Annotated in this window: 22 protein-coding genes and 1 pseudogene; 13 read left to right on the top strand and 10 right to left on the bottom strand. The window is 38.7% G+C overall.

The window, feature by feature from the left end; translation table 11 throughout:
* The first annotated feature begins 79 nt into the window (after nt 1–79).
* Both CVS86_RS06210 and CVS86_RS06215 read left to right on the top strand, forming a co-directional pair.
* Complete coding sequence (locus CVS86_RS06210; protein ID WP_009295346.1) at nt 80–493, top strand: acyl-CoA thioesterase; 414 nt, start codon at nt 80–82, stop codon at nt 491–493.
* 149 nt (nt 494–642) lie between these two features.
* A complete protein-coding gene (locus CVS86_RS06215) occupies nt 643–1,281 on the top strand; it encodes a Crp/Fnr family transcriptional regulator (protein ID WP_087582938.1) in 639 nt (212 codons plus the stop codon).
* 7 nt (nt 1,282–1,288) lie between these two features.
* Here CVS86_RS06215 and CVS86_RS06220 read toward each other — a convergent pair whose 3' ends face one another.
* Genes CVS86_RS06220 through CVS86_RS06230 form a run of 3 tightly spaced genes read right to left on the bottom strand, consistent with a single transcriptional unit; the run spans nt 1,289 to nt 2,425 of the window.
* Nucleotides 1,289–1,756, bottom strand: coding sequence for a molybdate transport repressor (locus CVS86_RS06220; RefSeq protein ID WP_107791320.1), 468 nt, complete (start codon nt 1,754–1,756; stop codon nt 1,289–1,291).
* A gap of 11 nt (nt 1,757–1,767) precedes the next feature.
* Complete coding sequence (locus CVS86_RS06225) at nt 1,768–2,202, bottom strand: molybdopterin synthase catalytic subunit (RefSeq protein WP_009295363.1); 435 nt, start codon at nt 2,200–2,202, stop codon at nt 1,768–1,770.
* Between the two features lies 1 nt (nt 2,203).
* Nucleotides 2,204–2,425 (bottom strand): MoaD/ThiS family protein, encoded by a 222-nt coding sequence (locus CVS86_RS06230; protein WP_107791321.1) that lies wholly within the window; start codon nt 2,423–2,425, stop codon nt 2,204–2,206.
* 84 nt (nt 2,426–2,509) lie between these two features.
* Here CVS86_RS06230 and nspC point away from each other — a divergent pair, with 84 nt between their 5' ends.
* Nucleotides 2,510–3,649, top strand: coding sequence for a carboxynorspermidine decarboxylase (gene nspC / locus CVS86_RS06235; RefSeq protein WP_107791322.1), 1,140 nt, complete (start codon nt 2,510–2,512; stop codon nt 3,647–3,649).
* Nucleotides 3,650–3,932: 283 nt separating this feature from the next.
* Here the strand turns inward: nspC and CVS86_RS06240 are convergent, their stop codons facing one another.
* Nucleotides 3,933–4,529 carry a DJ-1/PfpI family protein gene (locus tag CVS86_RS06240; protein WP_107791323.1) on the bottom strand — a complete coding sequence of 199 codons (597 nt, stop codon included), beginning with the start codon at nt 4,527–4,529 and terminating at the stop codon, nt 3,933–3,935.
* A gap of 234 nt (nt 4,530–4,763) precedes the next feature.
* Here CVS86_RS06240 and CVS86_RS06245 point away from each other — a divergent pair, with 234 nt between their 5' ends.
* The 10 genes from CVS86_RS06245 (at nt 4,764) to CVS86_RS06290 (ending at nt 16,168) form a co-directional block, all read left to right on the top strand.
* Nucleotides 4,764–5,711, top strand: a complete 948-nt coding sequence (locus tag CVS86_RS06245) for a formate dehydrogenase subunit gamma (RefSeq protein WP_107791324.1) — start codon at nt 4,764–4,766, stop codon at nt 5,709–5,711.
* Nucleotides 5,712–5,857: 146 nt separating this feature from the next.
* Nucleotides 5,858–6,460 (top strand): sulfurtransferase-like selenium metabolism protein YedF, encoded by a 603-nt coding sequence (yedF, locus tag CVS86_RS06250; protein ID WP_103570650.1) that lies wholly within the window; start codon nt 5,858–5,860, stop codon nt 6,458–6,460.
* On the top strand, nt 6,457–7,479 hold the full coding sequence (gene selD / locus CVS86_RS06255) for a selenide, water dikinase SelD (protein ID WP_199906527.1): 1,023 nt from the start codon (nt 6,457–6,459) through the stop codon (nt 7,477–7,479). Before yedF ends, selD begins: the two co-directional genes overlap by 4 nt.
* 115 nt (nt 7,480–7,594) lie before the next feature.
* Nucleotides 7,595–8,224, top strand: coding sequence for an NAD(P)H-dependent oxidoreductase (locus CVS86_RS06260; protein WP_107791325.1), 630 nt, complete (start codon nt 7,595–7,597; stop codon nt 8,222–8,224).
* Nucleotides 8,225–8,344: 120 nt separating this feature from the next.
* Nucleotides 8,345–12,397 (top strand): diguanylate cyclase domain-containing protein, encoded by a 4,053-nt coding sequence (locus CVS86_RS06265; protein ID WP_234399244.1) that lies wholly within the window; start codon nt 8,345–8,347, stop codon nt 12,395–12,397.
* Nucleotides 12,390–13,250 carry an ATP phosphoribosyltransferase regulatory subunit gene (locus tag CVS86_RS06270; protein ID WP_107791327.1) on the top strand — a complete coding sequence of 287 codons (861 nt, stop codon included), beginning with the start codon at nt 12,390–12,392 and terminating at the stop codon, nt 13,248–13,250. The genes CVS86_RS06265 and CVS86_RS06270 overlap by 8 nt, the downstream gene beginning before the upstream one ends.
* Before the next feature lie 2 nt (nt 13,251–13,252).
* Entirely contained in the window at nt 13,253–14,503 is a 1,251-nt protein-coding gene (locus CVS86_RS06275) for an adenylosuccinate synthase (RefSeq protein WP_021086041.1), read from the top strand.
* Nucleotides 14,500–14,922: a flagellar export protein FliJ gene (locus tag CVS86_RS06280; protein WP_107791328.1), complete on the top strand. Its 423-nt coding sequence runs from the start codon at nt 14,500–14,502 to the stop codon at nt 14,920–14,922. The genes CVS86_RS06275 and CVS86_RS06280 overlap by 4 nt, the downstream gene beginning before the upstream one ends.
* Entirely contained in the window at nt 14,922–15,485 is a 564-nt protein-coding gene (locus CVS86_RS06285; protein ID WP_107791329.1) for a MotE family protein, read from the top strand. Before CVS86_RS06280 ends, CVS86_RS06285 begins: the two co-directional genes overlap by 1 nt.
* Nucleotides 15,486–15,556: 71 nt before the next feature.
* Nucleotides 15,557–16,168, top strand: a complete 612-nt coding sequence (locus CVS86_RS06290) for an NAD(P)/FAD-dependent oxidoreductase (protein WP_107791330.1) — start codon at nt 15,557–15,559, stop codon at nt 16,166–16,168.
* 114 nt (nt 16,169–16,282) lie between these two features.
* On the opposite strand, the gene CVS86_RS06295 is transcribed toward CVS86_RS06290, so the two are convergent.
* The 6 genes and pseudogenes from CVS86_RS06295 to rplM form a co-directional block, all read right to left on the bottom strand.
* On the bottom strand, nt 16,283–16,474 hold the full coding sequence (locus CVS86_RS06295) for a hypothetical protein (RefSeq protein ID WP_107791331.1): 192 nt from the start codon (nt 16,472–16,474) through the stop codon (nt 16,283–16,285).
* Nucleotides 16,475–16,601: 127 nt separating this feature from the next.
* Nucleotides 16,602–16,889: pseudogene (locus CVS86_RS06300) on the bottom strand (hypothetical protein); the annotation flags it as partial.
* A 307-nt stretch (nt 16,890–17,196) separates the two neighbouring features.
* On the bottom strand, nt 17,197–17,835 hold the full coding sequence (locus CVS86_RS06305; RefSeq protein ID WP_107791332.1) for an HAD family hydrolase: 639 nt from the start codon (nt 17,833–17,835) through the stop codon (nt 17,197–17,199).
* Between the two features lie 72 nt (nt 17,836–17,907).
* Entirely contained in the window at nt 17,908–18,921 is a 1,014-nt protein-coding gene (locus tag CVS86_RS06310; protein WP_107791333.1) for an OmpA family protein, read from the bottom strand.
* A gap of 154 nt (nt 18,922–19,075) precedes the next feature.
* Complete coding sequence (rpsI, locus tag CVS86_RS06315; protein ID WP_021084780.1) at nt 19,076–19,465, bottom strand: 30S ribosomal protein S9; 390 nt, start codon at nt 19,463–19,465, stop codon at nt 19,076–19,078.
* A 2-nt stretch (nt 19,466–19,467) separates the two neighbouring features.
* Nucleotides 19,468–19,896 (bottom strand): 50S ribosomal protein L13, encoded by a 429-nt coding sequence (gene rplM, locus CVS86_RS06320; RefSeq protein ID WP_002939292.1) that lies wholly within the window; start codon nt 19,894–19,896, stop codon nt 19,468–19,470.
* Nucleotides 19,897–19,915: the final 19 nt, after the last annotated feature.

The raw sequence follows: 19,915 nt of genomic DNA on the forward strand, positions 1-19,915 counted from the left end.
TTAAAGTTGCAGGATTTTAGCATAAAGCCATTAAAATTTGCTACAATTTACCAAAAATTTAAAATCTAAAGGGCAAAAAATGGACATTTTAAAGGACTTTGGCGAGCCACGCATAAAGCAAGTTATGCTACCAAAAGATACAAACTCAGCTGGCAATATCTTTGGCGGCTGGATAATGAGTCAGATCGACCTTGCAGGTGCGCAGGCTGCTAGAGAAATTTCGCCTGAGCGAGTTGTGACAATTTCGATGAAAGAGATCATCTTTAAACAACCAGTCTTTGTTGGCGACGTGCTAAGCTGCTACGCAAAGATCATTGCAGTTGGCAAAACATCGATAACAACACAGATAGAAGTAACTGCACTTAGGCTAAATGACGGTGGTTTTAGAGAGACTATACACGTCACAAGCGCGACTGCGACCTATGTTAGTGTGACAAAAGATGGGCACAAAAAACCGATAGATGAGAAGATAAAAGAGCTGCACGGCTTTTAAAATTTGGTTGCGATTTATGCAGCCAAACCCCTAAATTTATCACTATTTTTAAAAGAATTTGAAAAAAATTAACTTCAAAAAAGATAAATTTCAACTTATTTAAATGCTTTATAAAGTAAAATCAGCCCTTACACTTTTTTGGGAGAAAGATGAAAAAATCACGCTTAGGGCTTTTACAAACACATATTTTAGATATCTTAACACAAGATGAGCTGGAGAAATTTGAGTTTAAAGAGCTGCCAAAGACAAGCACGATCTACACCGAAGATATCGAGATCATCATTTTAAAAAGCGGCTCAGCAAAGCTCTCATTTTTTGAAGATGGCGAGGAATTTATCCTTTATCATTTAGAAAAAAACAACATCGCCATACTCGATGACAACTGCGCCTTTGAAGTGCTTGAAGATGCCCAAATTTACGTTATTAGACTAGATGAGATAGGTGAAATTTTGCACAATCAAAAAGCCGCGAGCGAGATCCTAACAACCACACTAAACACCATCATCGTGCAGCGCCAGATCACAAAGTCGATACTCTTTGAGGACGCAAAGGGCAGGATCGCAAATTTCTTGATCGAGCTAGCAAATGAGCAAGATCTAAAACAAAATGGCTACCGATATGTGTTTTTGCCGTTTTCTCTAAAGGTGCTTTCAAGCTTTGTTGGTCTCAAGCGCCAAAGCGCCTCAACAGCCTTTAATGAGCTTATCAAAGACGACATCATCAGAAAGATCACACCGCACGAATTTCTCATCATCGACCACGAAAAACTTGAAAGTTACACGAATTAAAAAGCTTTTACGCCCTATCTTTAAATTTAGTCAGCCTATCTCGAAGCTCTTTTGAAAGTGTGAATTGCGAAAGCTCATATCTGTCAAAAATAACGATCATATCATCACCAAGTGCCTGCACTAGGCCAAAACACGCATCTCTATCGAGGCGATTTTTTCTAAATTTAACACTTAGCGCATCGACCTTTTTCTTATCGCCAAAGCTCTTAATGGCGATCTCGTCGATATCTTTGAAGAAAAATTTGATATTTTTTGAGCCTTTTTTTATGACAAATCCATCATCATCTATCTCAAAAAAGTTGTTTTGCAAGATCTTTCTCACGCAAAAAAAGGTTGAAATGGCGCCAACGATGACACCAAAAAGAGAGGGCGTGCCAAGATCAAGATAAAAGTAGCTAGCGACGCTAAAGACAAAGAGCCCAAGCCCAAAGGCTAGCGCCCAAAAAACATCTTTTTTACTCTCTTTGGTTATCATTTTTGCCCTTTTTATGCCAAAAGTCCAGCGCCATTTATCGCTTGGCTGCGCTCTTTGGCGTAAATTCTCTCGCCATTTATCACGTCATATTTCCAGATCGGTGCATTTGCCTTAAAGTCCTCGACAAACTCGTTTATAAGCCTTAGCGCGACCTTTCTTTGAGGGCTAACAACACCTGCTACATAAGAGCTCGTATGCACTGGTACATCGCCTTTTGAGTGAGCAAAGAGCACGTAAGCATTTTCTTTTTTGGCTCGCTCTTGCCAAGCATCTAGCCATTTTTTAAGGATCGGCTCATAGATATCAAAGCTAAGCGCCGAAATACCGCCCTCTTCTCTTACTATGCCCACAAAAGTGATGAGCGCGCCGCAGTTTTTATCTTTAAATTTATCATACCACTCGTTTGTGATGCTTTGAACGTCCAAGCTGCCATTATAAATTTGCATCTTAGCCTCCACAAACTGGTGGCAATATAGAAATTTTATCGCCTGATTTAAGAGCGAAATTTATATCGCTTACGATCTCGTCATTTACAGCCACAGCGCAGATATTTAGCCACTTTTTAAGCTCTTCTTTCTCACTTATTGCCGCTTTTACCTCGCCTAAATTTTTTGCTTCTACTTTTATACTCTCAAGCCCGATAGGCCCAAGAAATTCGATCTCTACCACATTTTATCCTTTGAAATTTTTGCTGATTTTACTTAAAAATAAATTTAGATATACTTATTTGAAAATTTACAAAAGAGATAGAAGATGAACGAAATTTTAAAAAGCATAAAAACCCCAGCCTACGTCTGCGAAGAGGCAAAAGTTCGTAAAAATTTGGAGCTTTTAAAGTATGTAAAAGAGCAAAGCGGAGCTAAAATTTTAGTAGCGCTCAAAGGCTTTGCATTTAGCGGAGTGATGGATATGGTGGGCTTATATCTTGATGGAGTGACTTGCAGCGGGCTTCACGAGGCCAAATTTGCGAGCGAATACGTAAAAGGCGAGATCCACACGTATAGCCCAGCCTTTAAAGATGAGGACTTTGATGAAATTTTAAAAATTTCAAAGCACATCACCTTTAACTCTTTTACTCAATGGCAAAAATTTAAAGGCATTGCCCTTCAAAATGGCATCATCTGCGGCCTAAGGGTCAATCCAGAGGTCTCACTTGCGCCAACTGATAGCTACAACCCATGCGCTAAATTTAGCAGGCTTGGCATCACGAGGGCAAATTTTAAGCCAGAACTTCTTGATGGCATCACTGGGCTTCATTTTCACGCGCTTTGCGAGGAGAGTGCGAGTAGCTTGCAGGTCGTGCTGGAGGCATTTGAGGAGAAATTTGGCGAGTTTATATCAAAGATGAAGTGGATAAATATGGGCGGCGGCCACCACATCACGAGGGCTGATTACGACGTGGAGCTACTTATAAAGATAATTAGGCGCTTCCGCGAGAAGTACGGCGTAGAGGTCTATCTGGAGCCTGGCGAGGCTGTGGGCTGGCAGACTGGCTTTTTGATAAGCAGCGTGCTTGACATCGTGCATAACGAAAAAGATATCGCCATACTTGACACCTCGGCCGAGGCGCACATGCCAGATACCGTGCTCATGCCTTACCGCCCAGCCGTTAGGGGTGAGAGTGAAAATGGCAAATTTACTTATAGATTTGGCGGCAATACCTGCCTAGCTGGCGATATAGTGGGGCTTGAAGCGGGCGACGCGGAGTATAAATTTGATAACGAGCTTAAAATTGGCGACCGCGTCATCTTTGAAGATCAAATTCACTATACTATCGTGAAAAATACGACATTTAACGGCATAAAACTGCCTGATTTAGTGCTTTTAAAAGAAAATGGCGAGATAAAGATGATCCGTGAATTTGGATACGAAGAGTATAGGCGCAGAAACTAGGCTAAAATCTATTTTTAAAGGTAAATTTGGCTTTTTAAATTTAGGTCAAATTTATCTGGCTTGCAAATTTTGCTAAAAGGGCTTTGAGCTGGCTAAATTTAAAAATTTATCTTGAATGTATTTTTGTTTTCAAAATTTAAACTTATTAAATTTGGCAAATTTAAAGCTAGGCTCCAAACTGATTTAAATTTATTATCTATAAAATTTAGCTCAATACTTTTGTAAAGCTATCTTGGCTTGCTGTCATTATTAAATTTAGCAAATTTCTGACTTTATCTAAAATTTAATACCCATAAATTTTGGCAAATTTATCTATCTTTGAGCTTTTTTGCCACTTGTATTCGGTCTCATTTGCGATCTTTTGGGCTAGTTCTTTGCCAAAATGATCACTGATAAAGCCAAGCGCCATATCCATACCAGCAGCCACGCCTGAAGCTGTGTAAAATTTACCTGCTCTTACCCACCTAGCGCGCTCTTGCCACTTTACAGCTTCGCCGCAACTTTTTACCCACTCAAGCGATCTTTTATTTGAGGTAGCCTTTAGTCCGTCAAGCTCTCCGGTGCGAGCGATGAGCGCTGAGCCAGTGCATACACTTAGGCAAATTTGAGATGCCAAAACGCACTCTTTAAGCCTCAAAATAAACTCACTATCATTTACAAGTGCCCTAGTGCCCTGACCTCCAGGGAGTAGCAAAACGCTCTCTTTTGGCATCTTGTTAAGTTTTTTGGTCTTTATAAGAAAGCCTTGCTTGCTTCTTTTCATCCCGCCATCAAACGAGACGTAGCTTATCTTCATTTCAGGCACCCTTGCTAAAAACTCCACTGGTCCCATGAGATCAAGCGTCTCATAATCATCAAATATAAGGCAAAAAAGATGCATAGTGCAGTCCTTTTTCGGCTAAAATTTGGCTTTATTTTAGCTAAATTTTCAGATCAAAAACGATAAAAATTAACAAAACTTAAATATTTTTTATAAAATTTTTAGTAATCTTTTTTGCTAAGGTTTGCTTGTGATTAGCTCTGATATAATAGCCACAAAACGGCATAGCTGTGTGATTTTAGCATATTTAACCAAAGCTTAAATCATTTAAGCTTTAGCAAATAAAGGAATAAAATGACGAGAATTCTTACTCTACTTTTTACATTGTCCGTTGCGGCAATGGCCATTGAGGGACCAACTGGCGTCAATCAATATGACAGCACCATTTGGGCAGCACAGAGGATAGAAAATATCAAGCCTTATGAGCATGGCTGGGGCCCGATATTTACTTTTATACAAGGCAACGACTACTTCGCGATAGCTGCACTTTCTATCATTTTAGCTGTTATCGGCGCGTTCGTGCTACACTTCTTGATCATCGGACCAAAACACTTTAGTCATGATGGCAAAAAAGTATTTGCGTTTTCGCTAATCGAACGTATAGCTCACGGCTTAGCTGCGATCTCTTGGATCATCTTGGTGCCAACTGGTATCATCATTATGTGGGGTGCAGAGCTTGGCGGTGGCACATTTGTGCGTTTCTGTAGATACTTGCACGATATAGCGACTATTATATTTGCTATTTCTGTGCTTCCTATGTTATTTGCTTGGACTATCAGAATGCTTCCAGCTGTTTATGACATCAGATGGATGATGATAGTTGGTGGTTATCTATCAAAGAAGAAAAGACCAGTCCCAGCTGGTAAATTTAACGCTGGTCAAAAAGCATGGTACTGGATCGCTATCCCTGGTGGTATCGTGATGATCATCACTGGTGCGATCATGTACTTCATGGATTTTAAAGAGCCAGCAGTTGCTAGTTGGTTTGGTATCCAACAAATCGATCTTTTGAGATATAGTGTAGTTATCCACAACTGCCTTGGTATCGTCTGTGCGGTATTCTTCTTAGTTCATATCTATATGGCTGCGATCGCTATACATGGCGCTATCTGGTCAATGGTCACTGGATACAAAGAAGAAGAAGAGGTTTATGTACTTCACCACTACTGGTATCAAGAGCTTGTTAAGGAAAACAAGATCCCAGTATCTGACTACGAGAAATCTTACACAAATTTAAAATAATCAATCTTGACCTTGCGACTTACGCAGGGTCAAACTCTCTTTTATAGCAAATTTCACAGTACAAATCCTTTTAAAAAATTAATATTTTTTAGCTATAATCCAAAATCAGTTTCAAGGTTTGAAATACTAATCACAAAGGAAAAACAATGACAAGAACAATTGATTGCAGAAATTTAGAGTGTCCAAAACCAGTCATCATGACTAAAAACGCGCTTGAGGGTTTAAATGAGGGAGAGAGCCTAGAGATCATCGTAAATGCCCTAGCTCCAAAAGAAAATATCTCAAGATTTTTAAAAAATCAAAATATAGAATTTAGCCTAGAAAGCAACGGCAATGAGACTAAAATTTTAGCCATCAAGGGCAAAAGCGCACTTGAGCTTACAAATTTTGACGAATTTGTCTGCGATATAACACCAAAAAACGAAAAAGTGCTCTATCTAAACGAAGAGCGCGCAGGTAGCGGCGAAGTTGGCATAAATTTGCTATCAAAATTTCTAGGCGCACTTCTTCAAGTAGAGAAAAAACCAAAGATAATCATCTGCGTAAATAACGCCGTTAAGATGACCACAAACCGCGCACATCCAAGCTTTAAGCCACTTAAAGATCTTGAAGCTGCTGGCGTTCAAATTTTAAGCTGCGGAAGCTGCTTGGAGGCTTATAAACTAGTAAGCGATCTTGCAGTTGGCGAAATTTCAAACGCTTATGAGATCATCGACATACTCTCAACTCACGAGCAAATCAAACTATGATCTATCACGACAAAAAGCTTACGCAGTTCGTTAAAGCCGCTGGTTGAGCTGCTAAGCTTGACCCGTCGGGTCTTCACAAAACGATTAGTAGTTTAAATTTATCTCATCCAAACCTGCTCTCAAGCATCGGCTCAAACGAAGATGCGAGCGTTTTTAAGCTCTCAGACGATCTTGCACTCGTTCAGACGCTTGACTTTATCACGCCAGTAGTCAATGACCCATTTATCTACGGTCAGATCGCTGCTGCAAATAGCCTAAGCGACGTCTTTGCAATGGGTGGCGAGGTGATAAACGCCCTAAATATCGTGGGCTTTGATAGCTGCAACCTTGCACCTGAAATTTTAGGCGAAATTTTGCAAGGCGGAGCCGATAAAGTAAGAGAGTGTGGCGGCGTCATCGTTGGCGGACACACGATAGAGACGCAGCAGATGTATTATGGACTAAGCGCGACTGGCAAGGTGAGCCCACAAAATTTCTGGGCAAACAACACAGCAGAAGTTGGTAACGTTTTGATCCTTACAAAGCCTCTTGGTAGCGGTATCCTAAGCACAGCGATCAAAGCTGATCTACTAAGCATGGAGCAGGTAAATGAGGTCGCAGGCATCATGGCTCAGCTAAATTTCTACGCTCTAAAAGCACTAAGTGGCATCAAAGTTTATGCGGCAACCGATGTGACGGGATTTGGATTTTTAGGGCATTTAAGCGAGATGTTAAACGACAAGATCAGCTTTAATGTCTTTGAAAAAGATGTGCCAGTGATCGCAAGCGCGAAAGAATTTGCCGATATGGGCATCATCCCAGAGGGAAGCTATAAAAACCGCGAATTTGCAAAGCATTTTGTGAGCAAAGAGGCTGATATCGTGCTTTTTGATGCGCAAACTTCGGGCGGACTTTTGCTAGCTGTTAGCGAGAACGATGCGAGCCTAGCTCTAAAGCGCCTAAAAGAGGCTGGCTATGAGCGCTCAGCCATCATCGCAGAGGCGATACAAAAAGGCGAGTTTGATATATTTTTAAACTAACTCTAGGCTAAATTTAGCCTATTTTAAGGCCAGCTAAAGTCTGGCTAAATTTCTTTTAATTTACCTAACCGCTTTATAATTTCAAAAATTTAACAAATTTAACAAAGGAGATATGATGAACTATCTTGAAATTTTAAAATTTCGTCACGCTTGCAAAATTTTTGATGAGAGCAAAAAGATCGGAGCTGGCGAATTTGACTTTATCCTAGAGGCTGGCAGACTAAGCCCAAGCTCGACTGGGCTTGAGCAGTGGGACTTTTTGGTCGTGCAAAATAAAGAGCTTAGAGAGAAGATAAAAGCTGTTTCGTGGAACCAAGTTCAAATCACCTCTTGTTCGCATTTGGTTGTTATTTTAGCAAAGATCAAAGAGGTAAAATTTGGCAGCAACTACGTTGATAAAATGATCGCTAAAAGGGCTGATAAAGATCCTGAAGCTATCGCTGCAAGGCAGAAATTTTATCACGACTTTTTGCTATCAAATTTCAAAAACGACGATGAGCTAACCTTTCAGTGGTCGCACGAGCAGTGCATGATAGCTGCGACAAATATGATGAACGCAGCCGCTAGCCTTGGGATTGACAGCTGCCCGATAGAAGGCTTTGACAGACACGCTTTAAATGAAATTTTAGGTCTTGATGAGAGCGAAAAAAGAGTGGCTATCGTAGTGCCATTTGGCTACCGTCTAAATCCACAACCTGAAAAACTACGCAGACAAAGAGCCGAAGTAGTTACTTGGATCTACTAAGTCACGGGGCAAAACGCCCTGTGATCTCTTTAAATTTAAACAAAAAGGCATTTTATAAGCTAAAAAAAGTAAATTTGCGTTAAAATCATGGCTAGTTTTAAAAAGCGAGGCTTAAATTTAATGCAAAAAAATAGCGCTAAACCAGTTTTGCAGATTTTTAAGAGGTTCTATGTAAAGATAGCACTACTTCTTTTTGCCTTCATCTTTCTTGCACTTTTTGTCATATTTGCTGGCATAAACGATATAAAATATGAAATTTCAACGCTAAATTTAATCACTAGAAACAATATCGTCAATACATTTGTAGAGGTAAAAGACAATATCACCACAAAGGCAAGACTCATTGCAAACGGCGTAGAGCCATTTTATGAAGATACTGTTGTAAGTAAATTCTACGCCGCTTTTTACGTGATAGCAAAAGATAACTCCTTGCTTTATGAGCGTAAATTTGATGATGCCTTTGAGCTTCATAGCTACGATATTTCGTGGTTTTCAGATATCAAAGCAGGCGAGTTTAGGCTCTCTGATAGATTTTATAAAAATAGACGCTTTAAAGATATCTACATAGCTTACGGGCTAAAAAATGGCAATAAAATTCTCGTTCAGCTAAATCAAAATCTTTTAAAAAACAAGGTCGATACAGGCTACAATAAAAACCTTGCCGCATACGTCTTTTTGGTCGATAAAGATGGCAACCTCTCAAGAGATGAGTTTTATAGAAAATTTATAAAAGAGGACTTTAACAAATACATCTCGCAAGGTAGCGAGTTTAAAACTGACAAGATAATTTTTATACTAAAGGATATGAATTTTTACAAGATCAGCTACCTAGAGGAGCAAAAGCTATTTGTCATAACAGGCTCTAGCAGGCAGGCGCAGATCTTTATCCAGCTAGTTCTAGTCGTGCTTTCGTTCTTGTGTTTTGTCGCATTTAGCATACTTTGGCTACGTGATAACTCATATATAAAAGATAAAATTCTCTCTCCATTTATTAGAATCGCTCTTTTTGCGGCAGATAAAAGTAGACTGGCTGATGAAGAATTTGACATAAAAGAATTTACCTCGCTAAATAACAGCATCAAAAAACTCTACGAAGATAGAGATAAAGCTTACGAGACGGCACAAAGCTACGAGAGTAGATTTGGCTATGTCTTTGAAAAGAGCTTTTTAAAGATCGTGGTCTATGACGCTTATACTGGCGTCATCACGGACATTAGCAACGCTCTTTTAGAAAATCTAGGCTACAAAAAAGATGACGTAGCAGATCTAAATATCAAAGAGCTACTTGAAGATGAGTCTAAAAATTTAGCAGAAGATAGAGAAAACGCTATCAATAATGATATATCTTATGAGGCTAAGCTAAGGCGTAAAAATGGCGAGATAATCGACGTTTTAGCAACCCAAAGTAGCTTTGAGCTAGAAAACACAAGGCTAAATTTCATACTCATAAAAGATATCACTCAAGAAAAGATGACGCAAAGAAATGACGATATCATCAAAAGCTACGTCTTTTTATCGCCAAATGTCATCGCGATCGCTTCGGCACAAGAGCCATTTTTGATCATCCAAAGCACAAACAATGTCGAGAAAATTTTTAACGTCCAAAGCCAAGGTCTCATAAATTTAGAAGATATCATCGCAAGCGAGGACTTTGATAGCTTTAAAGCTGCCGTGCTAGCAAGTAAAAAAGCCTTTTTACAAGCAAGCTTTAAAAATGAAGAGCTAAATTTCATAGCAAATATGACAAACGCTTACGGCAAGAAAATTCCATTTAAGATAAAGGCTAAATTTATCGATGCAGACGAGCAAAAGGTCATCTACTCATTTACCGATCTTAGCGACATGCTAAAGCTTCAAGAGAGATTTGAAAAACAAAGCAAAGAGAGCAAGGCACTGCTTTGGGCGAGTGAGGCAAATGTCTTTACTTGGGATAAAAGAAGCGATATGCTCAACATCTCAGACGAGCTAAGTAAAATTCTTGGCACGCAAAGCACTCTAAATTTCGAGCAAGCAAAGTCGGTCTTTGTCGATGAGTTTGATAGTTTTTATAGCTTTTTTGAGAGCTTAAGAGATGCTCAAACATACATCAAAGATATCAAGCTTTACAGCATAGATAAAGAAATTTTACACTTTAGACTAAGGGCAAAAGCGCTTGAATACGACGAATTTGGCGAAGTAAGCTTGATAAAAGGCACATTAAGAGACCTTAGCCTAGAAGATAGCTTCTTTGTCTGCCAAGACCTGCTTGCAAAAATTTTCTCATTTAGCAAAGAAGAGGTCGTATTGCTTGATGAGGAGATGAGGGTTATTGACGCAAATGACGCATTTTTTGAAAGTGCGGGCGCAAAAGATAGCGTATATCTAAAGGATATCACCTTTATAAAGCAAGGCTTAAGCGATATAAAACACCAGATCATAGAGACTATAAACCAAGGCGGCTCGTGGAGTGGCAAGGTTTGGAGCGAAAATAATAAAAACAAAAGCAAGCTTGAAGTCATAGAAATTTTACCGCTTATCGATGCGAACGAGAAAAAAACTGGCTACATCATGCTAGCAATGCTTGCAAATAACGAAGCACAAAATGAGAAATATCTAGAATTTATCGCATATCACGATCCGCTTACAAAGCTACCAAATAGATTTTTACTCTACAACAAGCTAAATTCTCTCATACAAAAAAATGAACAAAAAATAGCCGTCATCTACCTTGATATGGATGATTTTAAGAGCATAAACGACAACTTCGGCCACCAAATAGGCGATAAATTTTTAGTAGCTATCTCTGAAAAGATAGGCGCTATGTTTAATGGCAAAAATATCTTTGCAAGGATAGGCGGAGATGAGTTTGTAGGCGTCATAAACTACGAAAATTTAGGCGAAGTCTATGAGATAGCGCAAAATATGCTAAGGCTAGCTTCAGATGAAGTAAAGATAGACGAGCTAAAACTAAAAGCAAGCGCTAGCATAGGCATAGCCTTGGCCGATAGTGAGCTTGGGGCTGATGATGTGCTACAAAGAGCCGACTGGGCGATGTATCAAGCCAAGATAAGCGGCAAAAACAGAAGCTATACATTTGATGCGAAAAAAGATGTCTATTTTAAGAGCCAATACGAAGATGGTTCAAAAATTTTAAAAGCGCTTGACGCTGGCGAGATGTTTTTAGAATTTCAACCAGAGATCAGCTTTAGCACGGGCGAGACTTTAAGTTTTGAAGCGCTTATTAGATGGAGAAAAGATGGCGAGATCATCTATCCAAGCGACTTTTTACCACTTATAAAAACAAGTAGCGCATCGAGTAATATCGCTTTATTTACGATAAAAGAGGCGCTTTTAGCAAGAAAAATGTGGCTAGAAAATAGCATAAGCGCAAAGGTTCGCGTAAATTTAAGCGTTAAAAAGCTCTTTACAGAGGAGTTTTGGCATAAATTTAAAGCGATATTTGATGAGGATAAAAGCCTTGATCCAACTGGGCTTATCATCGATGTTATCGACGCTGCAACAGCTACAAATTTAGAAGTTTTAGAAATTTATGTGAGAAAATATAAAGAGCTTGGCATACACTTCTCGCTTGATGATTTTGCCTCATACTCAAGCTCGATAGAAGCTCTTGGCATGCTAAAGACAAACCGCTTTAATATAGATAATAAATTTTGCAAACATATCTTCAGCTCAAAAGAGGCGCTTGAGAGTATAAATATGATAAGGTTTGTGGCTGATAAATTTGGACTAAATACGACTATAAAAAATATCGATGATAAAAGAACGCTTGAGTTTTTGCTTGGTCTTGGATTTGATAAATTTCAAGGCAATATTTTCTCATTAGCGCTTTTGGCAAAAGATGCAGCTTCATTTAAATTTGAAAGACCTAATCTACACATAAAAGATTATAAAAATAGTGAAAATTTCGAGCTTTTCAAAGGATTAGTCGTACTAAAAGAGCTTGCAAATGAAGTGATAGCAAATTTAAATCAAGACGACAAACTAGCACAAAGCCTAAAGCAAAAAATAGAAGATGAGATAAAAAATATAGGTAAATATAATCAAGAAATTTCTATAAATTTAAGCAAACTAGCAAGCAGTAGTGATAGCGGCGAACTCTATAATCTAGCCGTATCCATCATCAAAGAGTGCGATATAAATTTAGGTTTTAGTAAGGAGATAAGAGTTGAGTGATGTAAATGTTTATGAGCACGAGATCCCAAACGGAAGCAAACTTTACTTTGCAAAAAGTGCAAAACTAAAGAGAAAAATCGAGCAAAAAGCGAGTGAAATTTTAGAAAATGAAGGTTTTAGCGAGATCGTAACGCCGTTTTTTTCGTATCATCAACATCTAAGCGTGGATGCAACAAATCTTCTTCGCTTTAGCGACAGTCTAAATCACGAGATAAGCCTAAGGGCTGATAGCACGGTTGATACCGTTAGGATCGTGCTTAGAAGACTTAAAGCAAACGAGCCAAAAAGGTGGTTTTACATCCAGCCAGTCTTTCGCTACCCAAGCCAAGAAATTTATCAAATAGGCGCTGAACTTATCGGCGAAAACGACATTTTAAAGAGCATAAACATCGTTGCAAAGCTCTTTAGCGAGCTTGAGATCGGCGCTTGTTTGCAACTTAGCAACATGCAAATCCCAAGGATAATTTGCGAAATTTTAAACTTAGAGATAGAAATTTTTGAAAACTCATGGCTAGAAAAAATTTTAGCCCAAAACGTGCCATGGCTTAGCAAACTAGCCCTTTTAAAGGACGCTAGCGAGCTTGATGAGATAGTAAATTTAGTCCCTGATAAGCTAAAAGAGGCGCTAAAAAATTTACAAAACGTAGCCAAATCACTAGAATATAAAAATTTAAGAATAGTTCCGCTATATTACTCAAAAATGAGATATTATGATAGTTTATTTTTTAGATTTTTAAAAGACAACGCCATCTTAGCAAGTGGCGGAAACTATGAAATAGACGATATTTCAGGCAGCGGATTCGCTGTTTATACTGATGCATTGATAGAAGAAAAAATTAATTTAAGGAAGTAAGAATGAGAAAGGCTGATTTAGTAGTTGGTGTTCAATGGGGTGATGAGGGCAAAGGCAAGATAGTTGACATGCTAGGACTAAACTATGACATGATTTGTCGCTCTCAAGGTGGCCACAACGCTGGTCATACGATCTGGGTCGATGGCGTAAGATACGCACTTCACCTTGTCCCAAGCGGAATTTTGCACAAAAATATCATAAATATCATCGGCAACGGCGTCGTTGTCTCTCCAGAGGTGCTCATCACTGAGATGGCGCAATTTGACAACTTAGAGGGCAGACTTTATATAAGCGACAAAGCTCACTTAAATTTAAGCTACCACAGCCAAGTCGATCAAGCAAAAGAGCGCTTAAAAGGCGAAAAAGCGATCGGAACGACTGGCAAAGGCATCGGACCAACATACGCAGACAAGATAAGCAGAAGCGGCCACAGAGTTGGCGAGCTACTTGAGCCAGAGCGCTTGTGTGATGCTTTGATGCACGATTTTGAAACAAATAAATGCGTATTTGACGCACTTGGTGTAAAGATACCTGAAGAAAATGAGCTACTTGAAGAGCTAAAAAGATATAAAGAGGTGCTTGCTCCATTTATCGCAAACACTACAAATTTAGTTTGGAAAGCGCTAGATGAAGATAAAAAAGTCCTACTTGAAGGCGCTCAAGGCACACTTTTAGACATAGATCACGGCACATATCCTTATGTAACTAGCTCAAATACCATAAGCGCTGGCGCTTGCACAGGCCTTGGACTAAATCCAAAAGAGATAGGCAAGGTAATAGGCGTCATCAAAGCATATACAACTCGCGTAGGACACGGACCTTTCCCAACTGAAGACAAAGGCACAAATGGCGATAAGATGTGTGAGATCGGTAAAGAATTTGGCACAACAACAGGCCGCCGCAGACGTTGTGGCTGGTTTGACGCAGTAAGCGTAAAATACGCTTCAAGGCTCGATGGCGTCGATACTTATGCGCTTATGAAGCTTGACGTACTTGATGGTTTTGAAGTGGTAAAAATTTGCAAAGCCTATCAATATAACGGCGAGACGATCGACTACGTGCCAACAGACCTTGAAAACGCAACGCCTATCTATGAGGAGCTTGCGGGCTGGGACAGTGTAAAAGGCATCAGTAGATATGAAGACCTGCCAGCAAACGCAAGAGCGTATATTGAGCGCATCGAGGAGCTAACTGGCGTGAAGGTTGGCTATATCTCAACAAGCCCTGAAAGAAGCGATACGATCATTAGATGAAAAGTAAATTTACCTCCGTCGTCCGCGTCAAAAAGCAGGAGATGGATAAGGTAGAGGCTAAGCTCGTCGTTGCTAGGCTAAATGTAAGAAATGCTGAAGAAAAAATAGCACTCTTAAGGGCCAAACTTAACGAGTTTAGCCTGCCAAAAAGTGGCAACATAGGCGAGCTAAGAGAAAATTTAGAGCTCATAAATATAGCAAGAGCCGAACTAAACGCGTGCAAAGAGAGCTTAGAGATAGCAAAAAAAGAGGTCTTGCACTACGAGCACAAATATAAAAATGCAAATTTAGAGTATGAAAAGATGAAATATCTAGAAAAAGAAGATTTTAAAAAAGAGATAAAACGCATACAAAAGGCTGAAGCACTGGCTCTTGATGAGTTTGCGGTTATAAAATTTGCAGCCAAAAGCGAGGCGTGATGAGAGCTGTTTTACTCTTTTTTATGGTCATAAATTTTGCATTTTGCTTTGAAGTGCCAGTTGATTGCACTCAGATCTTTGAAGCTAGAAAAGAGGAAATTTCAAAGGAGCTTGAGGTCATCGATGAGCAGCGCCAAGCCCTAGAGGTCTTTCGAGCAAGCTCGGCTGCGGCTTATGAAGAGAACAACAAAAAGCTCGCCAAAAAAGAGGCTGATCTGAATGTGACGATGAAAGTGATCGAGCAAAAACGCAAAGAGATCGACGAAGTTGTCGCTAAAAATGAGAAAATTTTAAAAGAGCTTCGCACGATGACAACTGACAAAGTCAATGAATCTTACGCCAAAATGAAAGATGGCGCAGCAGCCGAAGTGCTCTCGCAAATGCCAAGGTCAAACGCTGCTACCATACTTTACGCCCTTGATGCAAAAAAGATCTCAACCATCATGGCTAAGATGGATCCAAAGGTTGCCTCTGAAGTGACTGCACTACTTCAAAAAGGGCCTCCATTTGTAGATGAAAAGGGCGATATGCCAGCTCCAGCTGGAAGTATAAATATGCAGTAAATTTAATTTACTGCCAATCTAAAAAACTAAATTTAACTGATAAATTTAACCTATTTGCTAACTCATCTCTTATTTTTACCCCTGCTCTTGTTGGCTTTAGCGTGCAAAAAGATGAGTTTTGGTTTAAAGAGCTTAGTGGCATTAGTCTAAGTGCTGATGTAGCTATAAATACCAAAAATGAGAGCTATAAATTTAATGGTGATCTACTTTTTACACATAGAGGCATAAGCGGCCCAGCGATACTAAATGCCTCACTTTTTTGGCAAAAGGGTCTAATTTGCATAAATTTTCTGCCTAAATTTAGTGAGAAAAACTTAGTAAATGGCAAAAAGCAACTTAGCTCGGTTTTGCCTTTACCAAAGAGATTTGTGCTGGAGTTTTTAAGAAATTTTGATTTAAAAGATAGAGCGTTTTATGAATTTAGTGATGATGAAAAAAGCATCATAAAAAGGCTTTTTGCATATCATTTTGCTCCAGCTGGGACATTTGGCTTTGAAAGGGCTGAAGTTACAAAAGGTGGCGTAAAAACTAATTTTTTAGATGAAAATTTAGAGTGTAAAAGTTTAAAAGCGCTTTACTTTATAGGCGAAGTTTTAGATATCACTGGTATGCTTGGAGGATATAATCTGCATCTAGCCTTTGCAAGTGCTTTAAAGGTAGCTAGCGCTTTAAAAAATAACTAATCAAGAAGTGAATTTAGCTAGTGGCAGCAAAGACTGCCACTAAAATTATTGTTTCTCGCTTAAGCTCACAATCTCACAAAGTTTCTTATCTGATTTATAAATTCTGTTCTTATTTTAAGCAGGGATGAATGTTTGAAAATATCTTAAATTTCCTATCTCGACAATGACACCTTGAAAATAAGAATGTGTAAATTTCTCATTTTGCTCACTCTTGCTATCGCCTATTTTAGCTAAATTTTTATCTTTAAACTCGCAAAGTCCCCAAAGCCCAGCTCTAATCTTATAAAATTCTTTATTAGTCTGCACTATCCGTCTTATACTAGCAAATGGAGTTTTACTACCCCAAGTGCTAACATCAGTTTCATGGTAAAGATCAAAAAGGTTGCCATACCACCAAGGTTAGCTAACGCTTCTATTACACACTCTTTTTAATTCATCTCTCGCTTAGATACTCTTGTAAGCTTTTTACCTCAAGCGCTTTGCCAGTTTGAACTGTGCTTAACGACTTAGCAGCTGCAAGTGCTGCACGGATAGTTGTGAAGTATGGGATTTTAAATCTAAGCACATTTTGGCGGATCTTTTTGCCGTCATCTACGCTTGATTTTGTATCGCTTGTGTTTATAACAAGTGCTATGTCGCCATTTTTTAGTCTATCTTCGACGTTTGGTCTGCCCTCGCTTATCTTATAGACAAACTCAGCCTCCACGCCAGCTTCGCTTAAGTGCTATGTCTATAAATTTCGGCTCTTTTTCAATGCCTACAAAATTCCTACCTAATAAATTCTAATACGAGCATATTAGTTGGCATATTTTGCTAGCAAATTTATCTAAAATAACAAATTAAATGCAGAATTTACTAAAAACAAGACTTTTTTAGTTTAATCAAATAGTAGCAGGTATTCTTGATATGAAATTATAAAATTCTTTTTTATCTATATAAAGCATTTTGCAATAAGTTAAAACAAAAATTTATGAATAAATTTAAGTTTAAATGGTATCAGACTCAGGAGCCTTAATAAACTTTCACTATTATGCTTCTTTGATAAAGCTGACAGCATCATGTGGATTTGCAAATATATGCTCACTAAACTGCCTCAAATCAGACTCTTTGCCATATCCGCATGTAAGGCCAACACCCGTTATAAGAGCAGCCTTAGCAGCCTTTAGATCCATGATGGTATCGCCAACCATAAAGGCATTATCTTTTTCTTTATCTAGTCTCTTTAAGGCTAAATTTATAGGTTCTGGATCTGGTTTTGGATTAATAACATCGTCTCGTCCAACAACCGTTTTTATAAATTTCATAACGCCTAAATGCTCTAACAAAATGATAGAAAATTTTGATGTCTTTGTCGTAACAACACCAATATCAGCAAACGTGCTAGCTTCTTTTAAAGCATCCATAGCATGCTGTAAAAGCACAGTCTCGTCTAAATAGATCTTCTCGTAGCAAGCTTTATACTCTTTTACATATTCACCTATTAAATTCTTTTTAGCGCCGAGTTTTTCAAACATTATTTCAAGCGGATATCCTACTAGAGATTTTAGTACATCATGATCAGGCTCTTTCTTGTCGTGAGCTAAAAATGCTGCATCAAAACCTTTTAAAATAGCAGAAGTAGAGTCTATAAGTGTGCCATCTAAGTCAAAAAGTATAGTTTTTTTCATGATAATCTCCGCAGAAATAAAAAAAGGCTCAGCCGAAGCCAAGCCCTAAAGAAGTAATTTTAAATAATAAAATTATTTATTGAAAGTAGCTTCAACACGTCTGTTTTGAGCGCGACCTTCTTTAGTTTTGTTTGTAGCGATTGGTTTAAGTTCGCCGTAACCAACTGTAGAAATTTTAGCTTTTTCTACGCCGTAACCAGCAAGAACCTCAGCCACTGCTTTTGCTCTTTTTTCAGATAGTTTTTGGTTGTAAGCTTCCGCACCTACACTATCAGTGTGACCAGCAAGTACAACTTTATAATCTGGGTGTTCACCCATAAAGTCAGCTACTTTTTTGATCTCAGCTGCATATTTTGGTCCAACTTTGTAGCTATCAAATGCGAAGTTAACATCTAGGTCTCTAAGAACGATAACTTTCTCGCATCCTCTTTCGTCAACAACTACACCAGCTGGAGTGTTAGGGCATTGATCGATATCATTTGGCACACCGTCATTGTCATCATCAAGAACTGGAGCTGGAGCTGGAGCTGGAGCTGCTGGAGCTGCTGCTACAACTGGAGCTGCTTTTGAATCAAGACCTATGCCAAAGCCTAGTGAATAGAATAGGTTGTGATCAGCGTGCTCAAATTTGATAGCATCTCTTGCCTCTGCTTTAAGAGCAAATCTATCAGTTACTTGGTATCTTAAACCAAGACCATATTGACCAAAACCGCCATCTTCGTTTTTAACAAAAATAGCTGGAACATCTTCATAACCAGCACCGATTAAACCATATAGGCTAACTGGTCCAAAGTCAACGATATTTTTTACAAGGTTAGCGTGATATCTAAGAGCTCTACCCTCTCTTACAACGTTACCTGTTCTCTCTTTTAGTTTTTGAGAGTAATCAACACCAAGTTCAACTTGATCAAAGAAGAAATCTTCAAGGTTTCTAGCCGCTCTAATACCAACAAAATTGTGGTCTTTTACACGTAAATTTCCTTCTGGATGAACACCACCGATAGTTGGAGTGATCTCATAGTTGTATGCTGCGTTAGACGCAAAAACCGCTGTTGCGGCAACCATAGCTAAAGCAATCTTTTTCATAATAGAATTCCTTTCAAATAGGGATTATTTTAAAGTGGTTTCATTTTAACTAAAAAAATATAAACCAACTCTAAATTCTAATTTAATTAATAATGTAAATTCGAAATTTACACAACCTAAATTTTGCAAATGCAAAAGCACTTGCAAAAAACCATTAACGTTTAGAGAATTGTGGGCTTCTTCTAGCCTTTCTTCTACCAAATTTCTTACGTTCAACAACACGAGAATCTCTAGTTAGTAAGCCTTTTGGTTTAAGTGCCGCTCTAAAATCAGCATCCATATCAGCCAAAGCACGTGAAATGCCGTGCCTTAAAGCCTCAGCTTGTGCTGAATAACCGCCACCTAAAGTTGTAGCTACTACGTCTATTAAACTCTCTTGTTTTGTTACTAAAAGTGGTTGAATAACTTTAAGCTTGATAGCCTCGTGACCGCCAAGCCAAGTGTTAAGATCCATACCATTTACTACGATTTTACCGCTTCCAGCTTTTATCCAAACCTTTGCTACGGCAGTTTTTCTTTTACCAGTTGCATAAACTTTTGCCATAATTATTTTCCTTCTTTTTTAGCTATTTGTGCCGTATGAGGATGCTCACTGCCAGCATAAACTTTTAGTTTTTTTATCATCTCTCTTCCAAGTTTTGTCTTTGGAAGCATGCCACGAACAGCTAATTTAAATAGTTTTTCTGGCTTATTTGCTATCAAATCGCCAAATTTCTCGCTCTTTACGCTGCCAAAATATCCTGAGTGTCTGTGATAAAGTTTATCTTCAGCTTTGTTATTACCAGTAAATTCTACTTTAGAAGCATTTATGATGATAACATAGTCGCCACAATCTACGTTTGGCGTGAAGCATGGTTTGTTTTTGCCACGAAGTATAGTTGCTACCTCAGTTAGCAATCTACCAAAGCGCTTACCAGCTGCATCAACTACGATCCAGTCTCGCTTAACTTCGTTTGGCTTTGTTATTTTTGTCATTTTCTTACCTTTGCCAAGT

The sequence above is a fragment of the Campylobacter concisus genome (assembly GCF_003048605.1).
Taxonomy (GTDB): domain Bacteria; phylum Campylobacterota; class Campylobacteria; order Campylobacterales; family Campylobacteraceae; genus Campylobacter_A; species Campylobacter_A concisus_BM.